Origin of the sequence: Streptomyces sp. CoH27 (assembly GCF_020181035.1) — a bacterium.
Taxonomy (GTDB): domain Bacteria; phylum Actinomycetota; class Actinomycetes; order Streptomycetales; family Streptomycetaceae; genus Streptomyces; species Streptomyces camelliae.
Window position 1 is genome coordinate 211,703 of sequence record NZ_JAIQYY010000011.1, and the last position, 16,677, is coordinate 228,379.

General features: G+C 72.0%; 15 protein-coding genes and 1 tRNA gene. 9 read left to right on the top strand and 7 right to left on the bottom strand.

The genetic code is table 11. The features are described 5' to 3' along the window. Together LE548_RS20315 and LE548_RS20320 are read right to left on the bottom strand one after the other, a co-directional pair. The coding region (locus LE548_RS20315; protein ID WP_225098315.1) for a chaplin family protein at nucleotides 1–199 on the bottom strand (199 nt) is incomplete at its 3' end. 148 nt (nucleotides 200–347) lie between these two features. Next, nucleotides 348–1,673, bottom strand: coding sequence for a M20/M25/M40 family metallo-hydrolase (locus tag LE548_RS20320; protein WP_225098316.1), 1,326 nt, complete (start codon nucleotides 1,671–1,673; stop codon nucleotides 348–350). Nucleotides 1,674–1,887: 214 nt separating this feature from the next. On the opposite strand from LE548_RS20320, the gene LE548_RS20325 reads away from it, so the two are divergent. From LE548_RS20325 to polX, 4 genes are all read left to right on the top strand, one after another. Beyond that, a tRNA-Leu gene (locus LE548_RS20325) sits at nucleotides 1,888–1,975 on the top strand. A 251-nt stretch (nucleotides 1,976–2,226) separates the two neighbouring features. Then, nucleotides 2,227–6,087: a Pls/PosA family non-ribosomal peptide synthetase gene (locus LE548_RS20330; protein WP_225098317.1), complete on the top strand. Its 3,861-nt coding sequence runs from the start codon at nucleotides 2,227–2,229 to the stop codon at nucleotides 6,085–6,087. 206 nt (nucleotides 6,088–6,293) lie between these two features. Continuing rightward, nucleotides 6,294–7,631 carry a M1 family metallopeptidase gene (locus LE548_RS20335; protein ID WP_225098318.1) on the top strand — a complete coding sequence of 446 codons (1,338 nt, stop codon included), beginning with the start codon at nucleotides 6,294–6,296 and terminating at the stop codon, nucleotides 7,629–7,631. Nucleotides 7,632–7,640: 9 nt separating this feature from the next. Beyond that, nucleotides 7,641–9,371 carry a DNA polymerase/3'-5' exonuclease PolX gene (gene polX, locus LE548_RS20340; RefSeq protein WP_225098319.1) on the top strand — a complete coding sequence of 577 codons (1,731 nt, stop codon included), beginning with the start codon at nucleotides 7,641–7,643 and terminating at the stop codon, nucleotides 9,369–9,371. A 15-nt stretch (nucleotides 9,372–9,386) separates the two neighbouring features. On the opposite strand, the gene LE548_RS20345 is transcribed toward polX, so the two are convergent. Beyond that, complete coding sequence (locus LE548_RS20345; protein WP_225098320.1) at nucleotides 9,387–9,701, bottom strand: dsRBD fold-containing protein; 315 nt, start codon at nucleotides 9,699–9,701, stop codon at nucleotides 9,387–9,389. A gap of 94 nt (nucleotides 9,702–9,795) precedes the next feature. On the opposite strand from LE548_RS20345, the gene LE548_RS20350 reads away from it, so the two are divergent. Next, nucleotides 9,796–10,170, top strand: coding sequence for a YchJ family protein (locus tag LE548_RS20350; RefSeq protein ID WP_225098321.1), 375 nt, complete (start codon nucleotides 9,796–9,798; stop codon nucleotides 10,168–10,170). A gap of 6 nt (nucleotides 10,171–10,176) precedes the next feature. Here LE548_RS20350 and LE548_RS20355 read toward each other — a convergent pair whose 3' ends face one another. Then, nucleotides 10,177–10,878, bottom strand: a complete 702-nt coding sequence (locus tag LE548_RS20355) for a FadR/GntR family transcriptional regulator (RefSeq protein WP_225098322.1) — start codon at nucleotides 10,876–10,878, stop codon at nucleotides 10,177–10,179. Nucleotides 10,879–11,018: 140 nt separating this feature from the next. Between LE548_RS20355 and LE548_RS20360 the strand changes: the two genes are divergently transcribed. From LE548_RS20360 to LE548_RS20375, 4 genes are all read left to right on the top strand, one after another. After that, nucleotides 11,019–11,537 (top strand): gluconokinase, encoded by a 519-nt coding sequence (locus tag LE548_RS20360; protein WP_225098323.1) that lies wholly within the window; start codon nucleotides 11,019–11,021, stop codon nucleotides 11,535–11,537. Between the two features lie 103 nt (nucleotides 11,538–11,640). Continuing rightward, nucleotides 11,641–13,092 carry a gluconate:H+ symporter gene (locus LE548_RS20365; RefSeq protein WP_225098324.1) on the top strand — a complete coding sequence of 484 codons (1,452 nt, stop codon included), beginning with the start codon at nucleotides 11,641–11,643 and terminating at the stop codon, nucleotides 13,090–13,092. Between the two features lie 29 nt (nucleotides 13,093–13,121). Continuing rightward, nucleotides 13,122–13,886: an SDR family oxidoreductase gene (locus LE548_RS20370; RefSeq protein WP_225098325.1), complete on the top strand. Its 765-nt coding sequence runs from the start codon at nucleotides 13,122–13,124 to the stop codon at nucleotides 13,884–13,886. A gap of 38 nt (nucleotides 13,887–13,924) precedes the next feature. Further along, entirely contained in the window at nucleotides 13,925–14,950 is a 1,026-nt protein-coding gene (locus tag LE548_RS20375; RefSeq protein ID WP_225098326.1) for an L-idonate 5-dehydrogenase, read from the top strand. A gap of 19 nt (nucleotides 14,951–14,969) precedes the next feature. Here LE548_RS20375 and LE548_RS20380 read toward each other — a convergent pair whose 3' ends face one another. The 3 genes from LE548_RS20380 to LE548_RS20390 form a co-directional block, all read right to left on the bottom strand. Next, nucleotides 14,970–15,140, bottom strand: a complete 171-nt coding sequence (locus LE548_RS20380; RefSeq protein WP_225098327.1) for a hypothetical protein — start codon at nucleotides 15,138–15,140, stop codon at nucleotides 14,970–14,972. Nucleotides 15,141–15,331: 191 nt separating this feature from the next. Beyond that, nucleotides 15,332–15,958, bottom strand: a complete 627-nt coding sequence (locus LE548_RS20385; protein WP_225098328.1) for a cytochrome b/b6 domain-containing protein — start codon at nucleotides 15,956–15,958, stop codon at nucleotides 15,332–15,334. Beyond that, nucleotides 15,942–16,670, bottom strand: coding sequence for a molybdopterin-dependent oxidoreductase (locus tag LE548_RS20390; protein ID WP_225098329.1), 729 nt, complete (start codon nucleotides 16,668–16,670; stop codon nucleotides 15,942–15,944). Before LE548_RS20390 ends, LE548_RS20385 begins: the two co-directional genes overlap by 17 nt. Nucleotides 16,671–16,677 lie beyond the last annotated feature (7 nt).

Sequence of the window (16,677 nt, forward strand, 5' to 3'; positions counted from 1 at the left end):
TCAGGAGCCCGATCACGTTGATCGTGTTGCCGCACACGTTCACCGGGACGTGGACGGGCACCTGGACGACGTTGCCGGAGATGACTCCCGGGGAGTGCACGGCGGCACCCTGAGCACCGGAGTCGGCGACAGCCAGGCCCGCGCCCGCGAGAACCAGCCCACCGGTGGCAGCCGCAGCAGCGACGACCTTCTTGATCATTACTTCCTCCTAGTTGGCAATGCGATCCCAAGGTGCGGGGATCACGTCAGCTGTAACGAGGAGGGAGTAATGGAGCTACGAGCTTATGGTCCGATTCACTCTTCTCATTCGGTCTCGTACGCGCGCCCGATTACTCCAGGGCAAAGCCTCACGACGCGTCGATGAACCGGTCCAGCACCCGCACGCCGAACTGCAGGCCGTCGACCGGCACCCGCTCGTCCACGCCGTGGAACATGCCGGCGAAGTCCAGCTCCGGCGGCAGCTTCAGCGGGGCGAAGCCGAAGCCGCGGATGCCGAGGTCGTCGAAGGACTTGGCGTCGGTGCCGCCGGAGAGCATGTAGGGGATGGCCTTGGCGGTGGGGTCCTCGGCGAGCAGCGCGGACTGCATGGCCGCCACGAGCGCCCCGTCGAAGCCGGTCTCGACCGCCTTGTCCGCGTGGACGTCCTCGCGCCGGACGTTCGGGCCGAGCAGCCGGTCGAGGTCGCCGAGGAACTCCTCCTCGTATCCCGGCAGGAACCGTCCGTCGATGTGTGCGGTGGCCTCGCCCGGGATGACGTTGACCTTGTAACCGGCGTTCAGCTGCGTGGGGTTGGCCGTGTTGCTCAGGGTCGCGCCGATCAGCTTGGCGATGCCGCCGAGCTTGGCAAGGGTGGCCTCCATGTTCTCCGGGTCCAGCTCGGTGCCGAGCGCGTCGCCCAGCTCGTCCAGGAAGGCCCGGGTGGTCTTGGTGACCCGCACGGGGAACGTGTGCCGGCCGACCCGGGCCACGGCCTCGGACAGCTCGGTGATGGCGTTGTCCCGGTGGATCATGGACCCGTGCCCGGCGGTGCCGGCCACGGTCAGCTTCATCCAGTGCATGCCCTTCTCGGCCGTCTGGATCAGATAGAGCCGCCGCTGCTCGTTCACGGTGAAGGAGAAGCCGCCGACCTCGCTGATGGCCTCGGTGACGCCCTCGAACAGCTCGGGGTGGTGGTCGACGAGGTACCGGGCGCCGTACGTGCCGCCCGCCTCCTCGTCGGCGAGGAACGCGACCACGATGTCCCGCGGCGGCCGCCGTCCGCTCCTGAGCCGGTCCCGTACGACGGCGAGGGTCATCGCGTCCATGTCCTTCATGTCCACGGCCCCGCGCCCCCACACGCACCCGTCGGCGACCTCGCCGGAGAACGGGTGGTGGGTCCAGTCGACGGCGTTGGCCGGTACGACGTCCAGGTGGCCGTGGATCAGCAGCGCAGGGCGGGACGGGTCCTCGCCCTCGATGCGGGCCACCGTCGAGGCGCGGCCCGGGTGCGACTCGTAGATCTTCGGCTCCAGCCCGACCTCGGCGAGCTTCCCGGCGACCCACTCGGCGGCCTGGCGCTCGCCGGGACCGGAGTGGTCACCGTAGTTGCTGGTGTCGAACCGGATCAGCTCGCGGCAGAGGTCCACGACCTCGTCCTCGCCGGTGACGCTCCTGGCCGTGTCCGTCTCGCTCACGTGCTTCCTCCCGCTGTCACTGCTGGTGGTTGCCCTCATCCTCTCTCCGCCCCCACCCGCGGCCCAAGACCGGTCCCGGCCCGTCACACGCCGTTCACGCGCCACCGACCCGGGGCCGGGGGGTGATCAGCCACCCCCGAAAGCCTGGTAATGTTTCCTTCGTCGCCGCGAGGGAAGCCCACCGCAAGGGAATCCTCCGCACGACAGACACCTTGTCCGGGTGGCGGAATGGCAGACGCGCTAGCTTGAGGTGCTAGTGCCCTTTATCGGGCGTGGGGGTTCAAGTCCCCCCTCGGACACCAGTGAGGGCCCCTGCTCAGCAGGGGCCCTCTCGCGTTTGCCGCGAGCGTACCAACTGCCCCTGAATGTCCGCTCCTTGGCTTCTGTGTGGGGCATGTCTCGTCCGGCTCGAAGATCGGCAGGTCAGCGACCCCGGTCCGGTCCCCGGCACCAGCCCGGACAGCCCTCCCGAGTGGCCGGACAAAGGGCCGGCACCTAGCGTCGTACTAAAATTTCCGGCTTGTGACTTCAGCCGGACCGACGTGAGGACCCGATGGCAGCCATAGACGAGAGCAGCGCTCTCGGCCTGCTCGACGAAGAGATCCGCACGCAGTTCGGCGACCGGGCCCGTTTCTCCGCGCGTTCCGCCGCCTCCCCGCGCACCCTGGTCGACGTCTTCGAGGCGACCGTGCGGTCCCATCCGGACGAGCCCGCCCTGGACGACGGCACGGCCTGTCTCACCTATCGTGCGCTGGCCGCCGAGGTGGAGCGGCTGCGGCGCAGCCTGGCCGGTGCCGGGGTCGGGCTCGGGGACCGGGTCGGGGTGCGGGTGCCGTCGGGGACCAATGAGCTGTACGTCGCGATTCTCGCCGTCCTCGCCGCCGGTGCCGCCTACGTCCCCGTCGACGCCGAGGACCCGGACGAGCGGGCCGAGCTGGTGTTCGGCGAGGCGGAGGTACGGGCCGTCATCGGCGCCGGGCACGCCATCAGCGTGCAGGGCGACGCCGGCTCCCCTGCCGCGCGGCCCGGCATCGAGCACGACGCGTGGATCATCTTCACCTCCGGGTCCACCGGGAAGCCCAAGGGCGTCGCCGTCACCCATCGCAGCGCCGCCGCCTTCGTGGACGCGGAGGCCGCGCTGTTCCTCACGGAGGAGCCGATCGGGCCCGGTGACCGGGTCATGGCCGGGTTGTCGGTCGCCTTCGACGCGTCCTGCGAAGAGATGTGGCTGGCCTGGCGGTACGGCGCCTGTCTGGTGCCGGTGCCCCGGTCGCAGGTCAGGAGCGGTGCCGATCTCGGGCCCTGGCTGGTCGAGCAGGAGATCACGGTCGTGTCCACCGTGCCGACGCTGGCCGCGCTGTGGGAGCCCGAGGCGCTGAGCGACGTACGGCTGCTGATCTTCGGCGGCGAGGCCTGTCCGCCCGAGCTGGCGCAGCGGCTGGTCACCGAGGGGCGCGAGGTGTGGAACACCTACGGGCCGACCGAGGCGACGGTCGTGGCCTGCGCCGCCCTGCTCACCGGCGCGGAGCCCATCCGGATCGGGCTGCCGCTGAACGGCTGGGAGCTCGCCGTCGTCGACGAGCGCGGGGAGCCCGTGGCCATGGGCGGCAGCGGGCAGCTCGTGATCGGCGGGGTCGGGCTCGCGCGGTATCTCGACGCCGAGAAGGACGCGGAGAAGTACGCGCCGCTGGACTCCCTCGGGTGGGAGCGGGCGTACCGCAGCGGTGACCTCGTCAAGGCCGAACCCGAGGGGCTGGTCTTCCTCGGGCGGGCCGACGAGCAGATCAAGCTCGGCGGGCGGCGGATCGAGCTGGGTGAGGTGGATGCCGCGCTGCAGGCCCTGCCCGGCGTCGCGGGGGCCGCCGCCGCCGTGCGCACCGCCCGCAGCGGAAACCAGCTGCTCGTCGGCTACGTCGTCACCCAGGACGGCTGGGACCACGCGGCCGCGGTCGAGAAGCTGCGCGCCGAGCTGCCCGCCGCGCTGGTGCCGCTGCTCGCGCCCGTCGCCGAGCTGCCGACCCGGACGTCCGGGAAGGTGGACCGCAGCGCCCTGCCCTGGCCGCTGGAGGGCGTCGAGACGCCGAAGGCCGAGCTGTACGGCACCGAGGCCTGGCTCGCCGAGCAGTGGGCGGAGGTCCTCGGCATCCCGGTGAGCGGCGCCGGCGACGACTTCTTCGCGATCGGCGGCGGGAGCCTGGCCGCCGCCCAGCTCACGACCCGGCTGCGCACCCGATACCCGAGCGCCGCCGTCCTCGACATCTACCAGCAGCCCACCCTGCGCAAGCTGGCCCGGCGGCTGGAGGAGTCGGCGCAGGACGACGGCGGCACGCGTACCGTCGCGCCGGTGCCGGTCCGCGCCCAGGCCGTCCAGCTCCTGCTGCTCCTTGCGCTGTTCACCCTGCTCGGGCTGCGCTGGACGCTGGTCCTGGCCGCCGCCGGGAATCTGCTGCCCGGGTTCTCCTGGCTGCCGACCGCCCCGTGGTGGCTGCTCGCGGCCGGCGCGCTGGTGTTCTTCAGCCCGCCCGGCCGGATCGCGCTCGCGGCGGGCGGGGCACGGCTGCTGCTGCGGGGGCTCGAACCGGGGCGGTATCCGCGCGGCGGCAGCGTGCACCTGCGGCTGTGGACGGCCGAGCGGCTGGCCGAGTTCAGCGGGGCCACCACGCTGACCGGTTCCTGGCTGGAGCGGTACGCACGGGCGCTGGGCGCGAAGGTCGGGCCCGAGGTGGACCTGCACTCGCTGCCACCGGTGACCGGCATGCTCAAGCTGGGCCGGGGCGCGGCGGTGGAGTCCGAGGTCGACCTGTCCGGGTACTGGCTGGACGGCGACCGGCTGGAGGTCGGCCCGGTCAAGGTCGGCGCGCACGCCACCGTCGGCACCCGCAGCATGCTCTTCCCGGGCGCCCGGGTCGGCAAGCGGGCCGAGGTGGCCCCCGGCTCGGCGGTCACCGGGCAGATCCCGACCGGTCAGCGGTGGGCGGGCGCGCCCGCGGTCAAGCTCGGCAAGGCCAAGCGGAACTGGCCGAAGGAACGCCCGCAGCGGGGCCGGTACTGGCGGGTCATGTACGGCCTCACCGGTCTCGCGCTGAGCGCCCTGCCGCTGGTCGCGGGCGTGGCCGCGCTGCTGGTCGCCCTGCTGTTCGTGACGCCGGGCGGCTCCGCCGGCGAGGCCCTGCGCGGGGCCGCGCTCGGACTGGTGCCGGCCACGCTGGCGTACGGGTTGGCGTACGCGCTGCTGATCCTGGTCGCCGTGCGCGGCTTGAGCGTGGGGCTGCGCGAGGGCACGCATCCGACGCACAGCCGGGTCGGCTGGCAGGCGTGGACGGTGACGCAGCTGATGGACCGCTCGCGCGAGACGCTGTTCCCGCTGTACGCCGGGCTGGTCACGCCGGTGTGGCTGCGGCTGCTGGGGATGCGGATCGGGCGGGGCGCCGAGGTGTCGACCGTACTCGCGCTGCCGAGCCTGACCACGGTCGGCGACGGGGCGTTCCTGGCGGACGACACGCTGACGGCGCCGTACGAGCTGGGCGGCGGCTGGGTGCGGATCGGGCGGGCGCAGATCGGGCGGCGGGCCTTCCTCGGGAACTCCGGGATGACCGCGCCGGGGCGCAGCGTGCCGGACGGCGGCCTGGTCGGGGTGCTGTCGGCGACGCCGAAGAAGGCGAAGAAGGGCACCTCGTATCTGGGGCTGCCGCCGGTGAAGCTGCCGCGCAGTGCCACGGGCGGGGACCAGAGCCGTACGTTCGACCCGCCGGCCCGACTGCTGTGGGCGCGCGGGCTGGTGGAGCTGTGCCGGATCGTGCCGGTGCTGTGCTCGGCGGCGCTGGCCGTGGCGACGGTGGCGGCGCTGTGTGCGCTGGGGGCGTGGGCGCCTCTGCTGTCGGGGCTGGTGCTGTTCGCGGCCGGTGCCACGGCGGCCGTGGTCTCGATCGTCGCCAAGTGGGCGCTCGTGGGGCGGCACCGGGCCGGTGAGCATCCGCTGTGGAGCGGCTTCGTGTGGCGCAACGAGCTGGCGGACACGTTCGTCGAGGTGCTGGCGGTGCCGTGGCTGGCCGGATCCGTGCCGGGAACGCCGGTGCTGACGGCGTGGCTGCGCGGGCTCGGCGCGCGCATCGGGCGGGGCGTGTGGGTGGAGAGCTACTGGCTGCCGGAGACGGACCTGGTGACCCTGGAGGACGCCGCCACCGTCAACCGCGGCTGTGTGCTGCAGACCCACCTCTTCCACGACCGGATCTTGCGGACGGATACTGTGGTCCTCCGTGAGGGCGCCACCCTGGGCCCTGGCGGGATCGTGCTGCCCGGCAGCACGGTCGGGGCCCGTACGACCCTGGGTCCCGCGTCGCTCGTCATGGCCGCGGAGTCCGTCCCGGACGACACCCGCTGGCTCGGCAACCCGATCGAGGCGTGGCGCCCCTGAGCGCAGGCCTCTCGGCGTCCCCTGCCGAAGGGGCGCGCCGGGGTCGGGAGGGCTGAGGGCACCCCCTCTGGGGGAGCGCGGAGGCCCGAAGGGTTGAGCACGATCGCCCTCCCGGCGCCGGCTGTGCCGGCCCGGAGGCGAATGATGTGACGAGCGGTGCACCGGCGGAGCGGAGTCGTGGCACAGCGCAGGGAGCGGACACAGCAGTGGCAGTTCAGCAGTCGGCCGGCCCGGACCCGTACTTTCCGGACCATGGTGACCCGCAGTACCGGGTGCATCGCTACGAGCTCGCGCTGGACTACCGGCCCGGCCCCAACCGGCTGTCCGGCACCGCCCGGATCAACGCCATCGCCGGCCGGGCGCCGCTCACCGAGTTCCAGCTCAACCTGTCCGACTTCAGGATCGGCCGGCTCCGGGTGGACGGCCGGCAGCCGCACTACACGCACCGGGGCGGCAGGCTGCGGGTGAAGCCGGCCAAGCCGCTGCGGGCCGGGGCCGCCTTCACCGTCGAGGTGCACTGGTCCGGCAATCCGAAGCCGGTGCCCAGCCCCTGGGGCGGGATCGGCTGGGAGGAGCTGGCGGACGGGGCGCTGGTGGCGAGCCAGCCGGTCGGGGCGCCGTCCTGGTACCCGTGCAACGACCGGCCGGCCGACAAGGCGTCGTATCTGATCTCGGTCACCACGCCGTCGGCGTACGCGGTGGTCTCGGGCGGGCGGCTGCTGACCCGGACGACGAAGGCGTCCACGACCACCTGGGTGTACGAGCAGTCCGCGCCCACCTCCAGCTATCTCGTCGGCCTCGCGATCGGCAGGTTCCAGACGGTGCTGCTGGGTGATCCGGGGCCGGGCGGGGTGCCGCAGCACGGGCACATCCCGGCGCATCTGCTCCCGCAGTTCTCCCGGGACTTCGCGCGGCAGCCCGCGATGATGGAGCTGTTCCAGGAGCTGTTCGGGCCCTACCCGTTCGAGGAGTACGCGGTCGCGGTGACCGAGGAGGAACTCGATGTGCCGGTCGAGGCACAGGGGTTGTCGTTGTTCGGCGCCAACCACGTGGACGGCGCCCGGGGTTCGGAGCGGCTGGTGGCGCACGAGCTGGCGCACCAGTGGTTCGGCAACTGTGTGTCCATCGCCGACTGGCGGCACATCTGGCTGAACGAGGGCTTCGCCAAGTACGCGGAGTGGCTGTGGTCCGAGCGTTCGGGCGGCCGTAGCGCCCAGCAACTGGCCGCCGCCGCACACCGGTTGCTGTCGACGCTGCCGCAGGATCTGCGGCTGGCCGATCCGGGCCGCCGGCAGATGTTCGACGACCGGCTCTACGAGCGGGGCGGTCTGACTCTGCACGCGGTGCGCTGCGCGCTGGGCGACGACGCGTTCTTCCGTATGCTGCGCGGCTGGGTGCGGCTGCACCGGAACGGGTCGGTGACCACGTCGGCGTTCACCGAGCACGTGGCCCGGTTCGCGGACGAGCCGGTGGACGGGCTGTTCCAGGCGTGGGTGCACGGGGCGAAGCTGCCGCCGCTGCCGGTCCTGAAGGACATTCCTTAGACTTGAGGGGTGGCCCGGCCCAACGAGGAGGTCGAGGCGCTCCTGCGGGAGTACGCGGACCTCATCGCGATCACGGGAGGCGACGCCTTCAAGGCGCGCGCCTACGAGAAGGCCGCGCGTGCCATCGGCGGGTTCCCGGCGGACGTCTCGAAGCTGGACGAGGACGGGCTCAGGGAGATCCCGAACGTGGGCCGGTCGATCGCCGACAAGGTGATCGAGTACCTGCGCACGGGGAAGGTGGCGGTGGTCGAGGAGCGGCGGGCGAAGATCCCCGCCGGGGTCCGGGAGCTGATCGCGATCCCCGGCCTGGGTCCGAAGAAGGCCCTGCGGCTCTACGAGGACCTGCACATCGCGTCGGTGAGCGAGCTGGCCTCGGCGATCGAGGCGGACGCCCTGGCCGATCTGCGGGGCTTCGGCGAGAAGACGCAGGAGAACATCCGGCACGGCATCGAGCTGCTCCAGCAGGCGAGGGCCCGGGTGCCGCTGTCGCTGGCTCTGGAGACAGCCGAGGAGATCGTCGCCGAGCTGTCCGAGGTGACCGGGTGCAAGCGCTGCGCGTACGCCGGTTCGCTGCGCCGGATGCGCGAGACCGTGGGTGACCTGGACGTCCTGGTCGCGGCGAAGCGGTCGGAGCCGTTCATGGCGGCGCTGTGCGAGCTGCCGGGCACGGCCGAGGTGATCGCGCGGGGCTCGAAGAAGACGTCGGTGCGCACCGGCAAGGGGCTCCAGGTGGACCTGCGGGTGGTGCCGCCGGAGTCGTGGGGCGCCGCGATGCAGTACTTCACCGGTTCCAAGGCGCACAACATCCGCACCCGGACCATCGCCGTGCACCAGGGGCTGAAGCTGTCCGAGTACGGCCTGTTCGACGCCGAGAGCGGGGACTCGCTGGCCTCCCGCACCGAGGAGGAGGTGTACGCCCGGCTCGGGCTGGCGTGGATTCCGCCGACGCTGCGGGAGGACCGGGGCGAGGTCGAGGCGGCCCTGCACGGCGAGCTGCCGGAGGTGGTGACCGAGAAGGACATCCGGGGCGACCTGCACACCCACACCGACCTCACCGACGGCCTGGCCCCGCTGGAGGAGATGGTCGCGGCGGCCGCCGAGCGCGGTCACCGGTACTACGCGGTCACGGACCACGCGCCCAACCTGTACATGCAGCGCATGACCGACGCGAAGATCCTCGCCCAGCGGGAGCGGGTGCGCGAGCTGGACGGCGCCCACCGCCGGATGCGGCTGCTGCACGGCACGGAGCTCAACATCGGCCCGGACGGCGCGGTGGACTGGCCGGACGACTTCCTGGCGGGCTTCGACCTGTGCGTGGCCTCGCTGCACTCGCACTTCGACCTGGGGCGGGCGGCGATGACCAAGCGGCTGGTGCGGGCCTGCGAGAACCCGTACGTGAACATCATCGGGCACCCCACGACCCGGCTGATCGGCAAGCGGCCGGGCGTCGACGCCGACTGGGACGAGGTGTTCGCGGCCTGCGCCCGCACGGGTACCGCGCTGGAGGTCAACGCCCAGCCGGACCGGCTGGACCTGTGCGACGAGGACATCCTGCGCGCCAGGGAGCACGGGGTGCGGTTCGCCGTGGACTCCGACGCCCACGCCGTCCCGCATCTCGCCCAGCTGCGCTACGGCGTCGGCACCGCGCAGCGCGGCTGGCTCACCCCGGAGGACGTGATCAACACGTGGCCGCTGACCCGGCTGCGCACTTTCTTGCGCAAGGGCCGCAAGGGGCGGTGAGGGTTGGTGGGGTCCTCACTCGCGGTCCGTCCACAGCGGTGACAGGTCCTCCTCCGCCTCGTCCGCTCCCACCGCCTTGATGTCACCGTCGGCGGCGCGGAGCAGTATGCGGCCCATGGCGATCAGCGCCCGCCCGGCCGCGAGTTCGTCGCCGATCTCCGGTACGTCGGGGTCGTACGGGTTCCGGCGTGCCTCCGCGCAGCTCTCCAGGACGTTGTCGCCGGTGTCCAGCACGATCCGGGCGGTGGTGTCCGGGTCGTGCTCGGAGAGGTACAGGTTCAGCCGCCACTCCTTGACGGCCGGAAGACGGCTGCGCATGGGATCGGTCATCGTCCGTCTCGCCTCCCTGAACTGCTGCACTGCCCTTCCACTGTGCACCCGGCCCGAGCCGGACGCCTCCCCCGGCCCGGGCAGAATGTGCCCCATGACCTCGCGTACCTGCCCCTGCGGCCTCCCCCAGTCCTACGACGCCTGCTGCGGCCGCTTCCACCGGGGGGCCGCCGCCGCGCCGAGCGCCGAGTCGCTGATGCGCTCGCGGTACAGCGCGTTCGTCAAGGGGGACGCGGGGTATCTGCTGCGCACCTGGCATCCGCGGACGCGGCCGGAGCGGCTGGAGCTCGATCCGCGGATGCGGTGGACGGGGCTGGAGATCCTGGACCGCACCGACGGGTCCGCCTTCCACTCGGCCGGCACCGTGACGTTCCGCGCCTCCTACCGGGGCGGTTCACTGCACGAGCGCAGCCGGTTCGAGCGGGTCGACGGGGCGTGGGTCTACGTGGACGGGGACTTTCTGGACTGACCCTGACTAGGGCGCCAGGATGTCCAGTTCGTGGAGGGCGCCCACGGTGATCTGCCGGGTCAGTTCCTCGGCGCGGACCGCGTCGGCCTCGCGGACCGCCTCCGCGACCTGGACGTGCAGGGTGACCGCCGCCGGGTCGGGGTCCTCGAACATGACCTCGTGATGGGTGCGCCCGGCCAGCACCTCCGCGACGACATCGCCGAGGCGGGCGAACATCTCGTTGCCGGACGCGGTGAGGATGACGCGGTGGAAGGCCATGTCGTGGATCAGGTACTCCTCCAGTTTGTGGCCGCGTGAGTTGGCCACCATGCCGAGCGCGCACCGGGTGAGTTCGGCGCACTGCTCGGCCGTCGCGTTGCGCGCGGCGAGGCCCGCGGCGACCGGCTCGATCGCGGAGCGCAGCACGGTCAGCGAGCGCAGCTGGTGCGGGCGGTCGGCGCCGGCCAGGCGCCAGCGGATGACCTGGGGGTCGTAGACGTTCCACTCGCACTTCGGGCGGACGGTCACGCCCACCCGGCGGCGGGACTCGACCAGGTGCATGGATTCGAGCACGCGGACCGCCTCACGCATCACGGAGCGTGAGACCTCGAAGTGCTGGGCGAGCTCGTCCGTACGCAGCACACTGCCCGGCGGGTACTCGCCCGCGGTGATGGCGGGGCCGAGGGTGTCCAGTACATGGCCGTGCAGCCCCCGGCCCGGTGTGGTCATGCACTCAGCGTACGACTTGGATCACCGAGCCAAAAAGTCAGACTTATATGTCACAGACTCTTGAATTCGTCGTACCTAATGGGTTTCAGTGTGGCGACGCCGATGTGGCGTCGGATGTCGAGGAAGACAGCGAGGCAGTAATGCGTACCCCCCAGGTCGTCGTCGTGATGGGCGTCGCGGGGACGGGCAAGACCACGATCGGTCCCTTGCTCGCCGCGCGGCTGGGCGTCCCGTACGCCGAGGGCGACGACTTCCATCCGCCGGCCAACATCGCCAAGATGTCGGCCGGGACCCCGCTGGACGACGCCGACCGGTGGCCGTGGCTGGACGCCATCGGGCACTGGGCGCACGGGCGGGCCGGGCTGGGCGGGGTGGTCAGCAGCTCGGCGCTGAAGCGGTCGTACCGCGACCGGCTCAGGGCCGCCGCTCCCGGGATCGTGTTCGTGCACCTCACGGGCGACCGGAAGCTGATCGAGGACCGGATGGGCCACCGGCAGGGGCATTTCATGCCGACCGCGCTGCTGGACTCCCAGTTCGCCACGCTGCAACCGCTGGAGCCGGACGAGGCGGGAGTCGCCGTCGACGTCAGCGGCAGCCCGGAGGAGATCACCGAGCGCGCCGTACAGGCGCTGACCGCGCTTCCGACGGCATCCGCGTGACAGCCGCATCCGCGTTATCCCCCCGTTCCGCGGCCACCCCCGAAGCAGTCCCCCTTGTCCGCGGACACCCCCGAAAAGTCCCCATAACCGCAAGGGAACCCCCGTGACCAGACTCAGTGTCGAGATGCTGGCAGCGGACGCGCCTCCGCCGATCACCTCCGCCGGACACGCCCAGCTGGGCATCGCCGTCCTGGTGGGCATCGCGGTGATCGTCCTGCTCATCACCAAGTTCAAGCTCCATGCCTTCCTGGCGCTGACCATCGGGTCACTGGCGCTCGGGGCGGCCGCCGGGGCACCGCTCGACAAGGCCATCACCAGCTTCACCACCGGGCTCGGCGCCACGGTGGCCGGCGTCGGCGTCCTGATCGCGCTCGGGGCGATCCTGGGCAAGCTGCTCGCCGACTCCGGCGGCGCCGACCAGATCGTCGACACGATCCTCGCCAAATGGGGAGGTGTAGGGCCGGAGGCCCTTCCGCAGAAGGGTGGCGGCGGGCGACGGGCGGGAGGCCGTGCGATGCCGTGGGCGATGGTGCTCATCGCCTCCGTGATCGGCCTGCCGCTGTTCTTCGAGGTCGGCATCGTGCTGCTGATCCCGGTCGTGCTCATGGTCGCCAAGCGCGGCAACTACTCCCTGATGCGCATCGGCATCCCGGCCCTCGCGGGTCTGTCCGTGATGCACGGCCTGATCCCGCCGCACCCCGGCCCGCTGGTCGCGATCGACGCGGTCAAGGCCAACCTGGGTGTGACCCTGGCGCTCGGCATCCTGGTCGCCATACCGACCGTGATCATCGCCGGTCCGCTGTTCTCGAAGGTCGCCGCCCGCTGGGTGGACGTCCAGGCGCCCGAGCGGATGCTGCCGCAGCGCGCCTCGGACGAGCTGGAGCGCCGCCCCGGCTTCGGCGCGACGCTCGCCACCATGCTGCTGCCCGTGGTGCTGATGCTGGCCAAGGCGCTGGTGGACATCGTCGTGGACAACCCGGCGAACCACACCCAGCGGGTCTTCGACGTCATCGGCTCCCCGCTGATCGCGCTGCTCGCCGCCGTCATCGTCGGCTTCTTCACGCTCGGCCGGGCCGCCGGGTTCACCAAGGACCAGCTCCAGCAGACGGTCGACAAGGGCCTGATGCCGATCGCCGGCATCCTGCTGATCGTCGGCGCGGGCGGCGGCTTCAAGCAGACGCTGATCGACTCCGGCGTGGGCCGGATGATCCTGGACATCTCCAAGAACTGGTCGATCCCGGCGCTGCTGCTGGCCTGGCTGATCGCGGTCGTGATCCGGCTGGCCACGGGCTCGGCGACGGTGGCGACGGTCTCGGCGGCCGGCCTGGTCGCACCGCTCGCGGCGGACATGTCGACCACCCACGCCGCCCTGCTGGTCCTCGCCATCGGCGCCGGCTCGCTCTTCTTCAGCCATGTCAACGACGCCGGCTTCTGGCTGGTGAAGGAGTACTTCGGGCTGAGCGTCGGGCAGACCGTCAAGACCTGGTCGGTGATGGAGACGATCATCTCGGTGGTCGCCGGCGGTCTGGTCCTGCTGCTGTCCCTGGTCATATAGGTCCCTGGTCATCCAGGAGGGGTACGACGATGACGGCTCACCCGCTCTTCGACATCAGCGGCCGCACAGCCCTGGTCACCGGCTCCAGCCGGGGCATCGGGCTCGCGCTGGCCCGCGGTCTGGCCGAGGCCGGCTGCACGGTGGTCCTCAACGGACGCGACGGCGACCGGCTGGCCAAGGCGGCGGCCGGGCTGCCCGGGGACCGGATCCACACGGCGGTGTTCGACGTGACCGACGGCGCCTCGGTGGCCGCCGGGATCGCGGACGTCGAGGAGCGGGTGGGCCCGCTGGACATCCTGGTGAACAACGCGGGCATGCAACTGCGCGCCCCGCTGCTGGAGTTCACCGACGCCGACTGGCATCGGATCCTGGACACCAACCTCACCAGCGCTTTCCTGGTCGGCCGGGAGGCGGCCCGCCGGATGACCGAGCGCGGCCACGGCAAGATCGTCAACATCTGCTCGCTGCAGAGCGAGGTCGTCCGGCCCGGCATCGCGCCCTACGCCGCCACCAAGGGCGCCCTGAAGATGCTCACCAAGGGCATGTGCGCGGACTGGGGGCCGTACGGCGTCCAGGTCAACGGGCTCGGGCCCGGCTACATCGAGACCGAGCTGACCCGGCCCCTGGTCGAGGACGGGGAGTTCAGCGCCTGGGTGCGCCGGCGCACTCCGGCCGGCCGCTGGGGCCGTACCGAGGACCTGGTCGGCGGTGTGCTCTTCCTGGCCTCGCCGGCCGCCGACTTCGTGAGCGGTCAGATCCTGTACGTCGACGGCGGCATGACGAGCGTCCTGTGACATCCGATCCGACATCCGATCTGAAAGGGCCCACGGGAATGCTGGGTTGTGTGATCCACGGCGCGGGCGATCTGCGGGTCGCGGAGCTGCCGGTGCCCGAACCCGGGCCCGGCGAGGCCCTGGTAGCCGTCCGCTACGGCGGGGTGTGCGGCTCGGATCTGCACTACTGGCGGCACGGCGGGGTCGGCGACTTCCGGCTCCGCGAGCCGATGCTGCTCGGGCACGAGGTGGTGGGCACGGTGGTGTCCTACGGCGCCGGGGCCACGGGTCCCGCGCCGGGTACGGCGGTCGCCGTGCACCCCGCCACCCCGTGCGGGCGCTGCCCGGAGTGCGCCGACGGGCGGGCCAACGTCTGCCGGGACACCCGGTATCTGGGCAGCGCGGCCCGCTTCCCGCATGTGCAGGGCGGGTTCGCGGCGCAAGTGGCCGTTCCCGCCGATCAGGTGAGGGAACTTCCGGACGGGCTCGGGCTGCGCCGGGCCGCGCTCGCGGAGCCGTTGTCGGTGGCGCTGCACGCGGTGCGGCGGGCCGGGGACGTCTCCGGCCGGCATGTGCTGGTGACCGGGGCCGGGCCGATCGGGTGCCTGGTGGTCGCGGCGGCGAAGGCGGCCGGCGCGGCTCGGGTGACGGCGAGCGATCTCGTGCCCCGGGCACGGGAGTTCGCGGCCGTCGCCGGGGCCGACACCCTCGTCCGGGCCGACGATCCGGCGGACGCCGGGTGGCCCGAGGAGGTGGACGTGGCCGTCGAGGCGTCGGGGGTCGCGGCCGGGCTCGACACGTGTCTGCGGCTGGTACGGCGCGGGGGCGTGGTCGTCCAGCTCGGCATGCTGCCGCCGGGACAGAGCCCGTTCGCCGGGAACCTGCTGGTCAGCCGGGAGATCGAGCTGCGGGGCGCGTTCCGCTTCGGCGCCGAGTTCGACGACGCCCTCCATCTGCTCGCTGAGCGGCCGCGGTTCGACGAGCTGATCAGTGCCGTGGTGCCCGTGCGCTCGGCCGAGGACGCGTTCGGACTGGCCGCCGACCGGAGCCGGTCCTGCAAGGTGCTGCTGGACTTCGCCGGCTGAACGGCGGCCGCCGGCGGCCCTAGTGGACGATGCGCGCCACGGCTCCGTCCTCGGGCTTCCCGTACGTCGCGATCAGCTGCGCGTCGGTCATGCGGTCGACTTCCTCGCTCCGCTCGACGGGAAAGATCACGTGGGTGTCCTGGTCCGTCCAGTACTCGACGACGCGGTGCGTGGCGGTGGCTCGGCTCATCCTGTGCTCCTCGTGGTGCGTGCGGTTCAGGGTGCGTCTGCGCACGTCCGAGGGTCAACAGGAATCGGGGCTTCCATTTTGGCCGGCACCGGCGTAGGTTCCGCATACCCCGCGTCGGCGCCCTTCGAGGCGTCGGCCCGCCGGTCCCGGGACGGCGGGCCACGCGGGGGCCAACTCCATCGGGGCATCGCTCAGGGGCGCCACAACGGGTGCTCCCGCTTCGCCCACTCCCTGCTGACCGTCCCCGTGCGCAGCCCCCTGCGCGCCTCCGGGTCGCCCAGGGCCATGCCGATGTGTCCCGCGAGGACCACGCCGATCGTCAGGGCCAGCCAGTCGTGGACGAAGGTCGCCGAGGTGCGCCACATCAGCGGGGCGAGATGGGTGAACCACATCAGCAGGCCAGTGCCCAGCATGACCAGCGTGGCACCGGCGATCCAGGCGGCGTAGATCTTCTGGCCGGCGTTGAACTTGCCCGCTGGACGGGAGCTGTGGCGCTTGTCGCGGACAAACGCGGCACGCAGCCAGACCTTGTCGTGCGGGCCGAAGCGGTTGAGGAAGCGCAGGTCCGCGCGGAAGCCACGGGAGGCGAGGCCCAGCAGGACCGGCACCGGCAGGGCCAGGCCCGCGCACTCATGGATGCGGACGACCAGTTCGCGGCGGCCGACCATGATCGCCAGCTGCGGGATGTAGAGGATCGCCGCCGTCACCACGCACACGCCCATCAGCAGGGCCGTCGTACGGTGCACCCACCGCTGGGTCCGTCCGAAGCGGCGGATCCGGGCGCTCGGCGGGGCCGGCGTGTCAGCTCGTAGGGACATCGGTCCGTCCGTTCGACTTGCCGACCCAGGCGTCGACGTCGTAGCCGAGGTGCTCCCAGTAGCCGGGCTCGACCCGGTCGGTGACCGTGATCCCGGAGAGCCACTTGGCGGACTTGTAGAAGTACATGGGGGCGACGTAGAGGCGGACCGGGCCGCCGTGGTCGTGGCCGATGTCCTTGTCCTGCATGCGCAGCGCGACCAGGATGTCCGGGCGGCGGGCCTGGTCGAGGGTGAGGCTCTCGGTGTAGGTGCCGTCGAAGCAGGTGAAGCGGATCGCCTTCGCCGTACCGTGGACCCCCGCCGCGTCCAGCAAGCGGGAGAGGCGGACGCCCTCGAAGGGGGTGCCGGGCACCCGCCAGCCAGTGACGCACTGGACGTCCTTGACCAGCCGGGTCTGCGGCTGGGCGCGCAGGTCGTCCAGGGTGTAGGTGCGTGGGTGGTCGACCAGTCCGTCGATCCTCAGCCGGTAGTCGGCGGCGGTTTTGTGCGGCACCGACGCGGCGACGGAGTAGTAGCGGAAGCCTCCGCCATTGGGCAGAAGACCGGTCAGGCCGGTGGGGTCCTTGCCGGCGACGCTGCCGAGGAAGCCCTCCAGACCGCGTTGCAGCGTGGGCGCGGCGGCCACGCCGAGCGCGCCCAGGCCGAGCGTGCCGAGGAAGACGCGGCGGCCGATGGGCCGGCCGTCGGGCTCCTCGGATTGTTCAGAGTTCACGTATCCA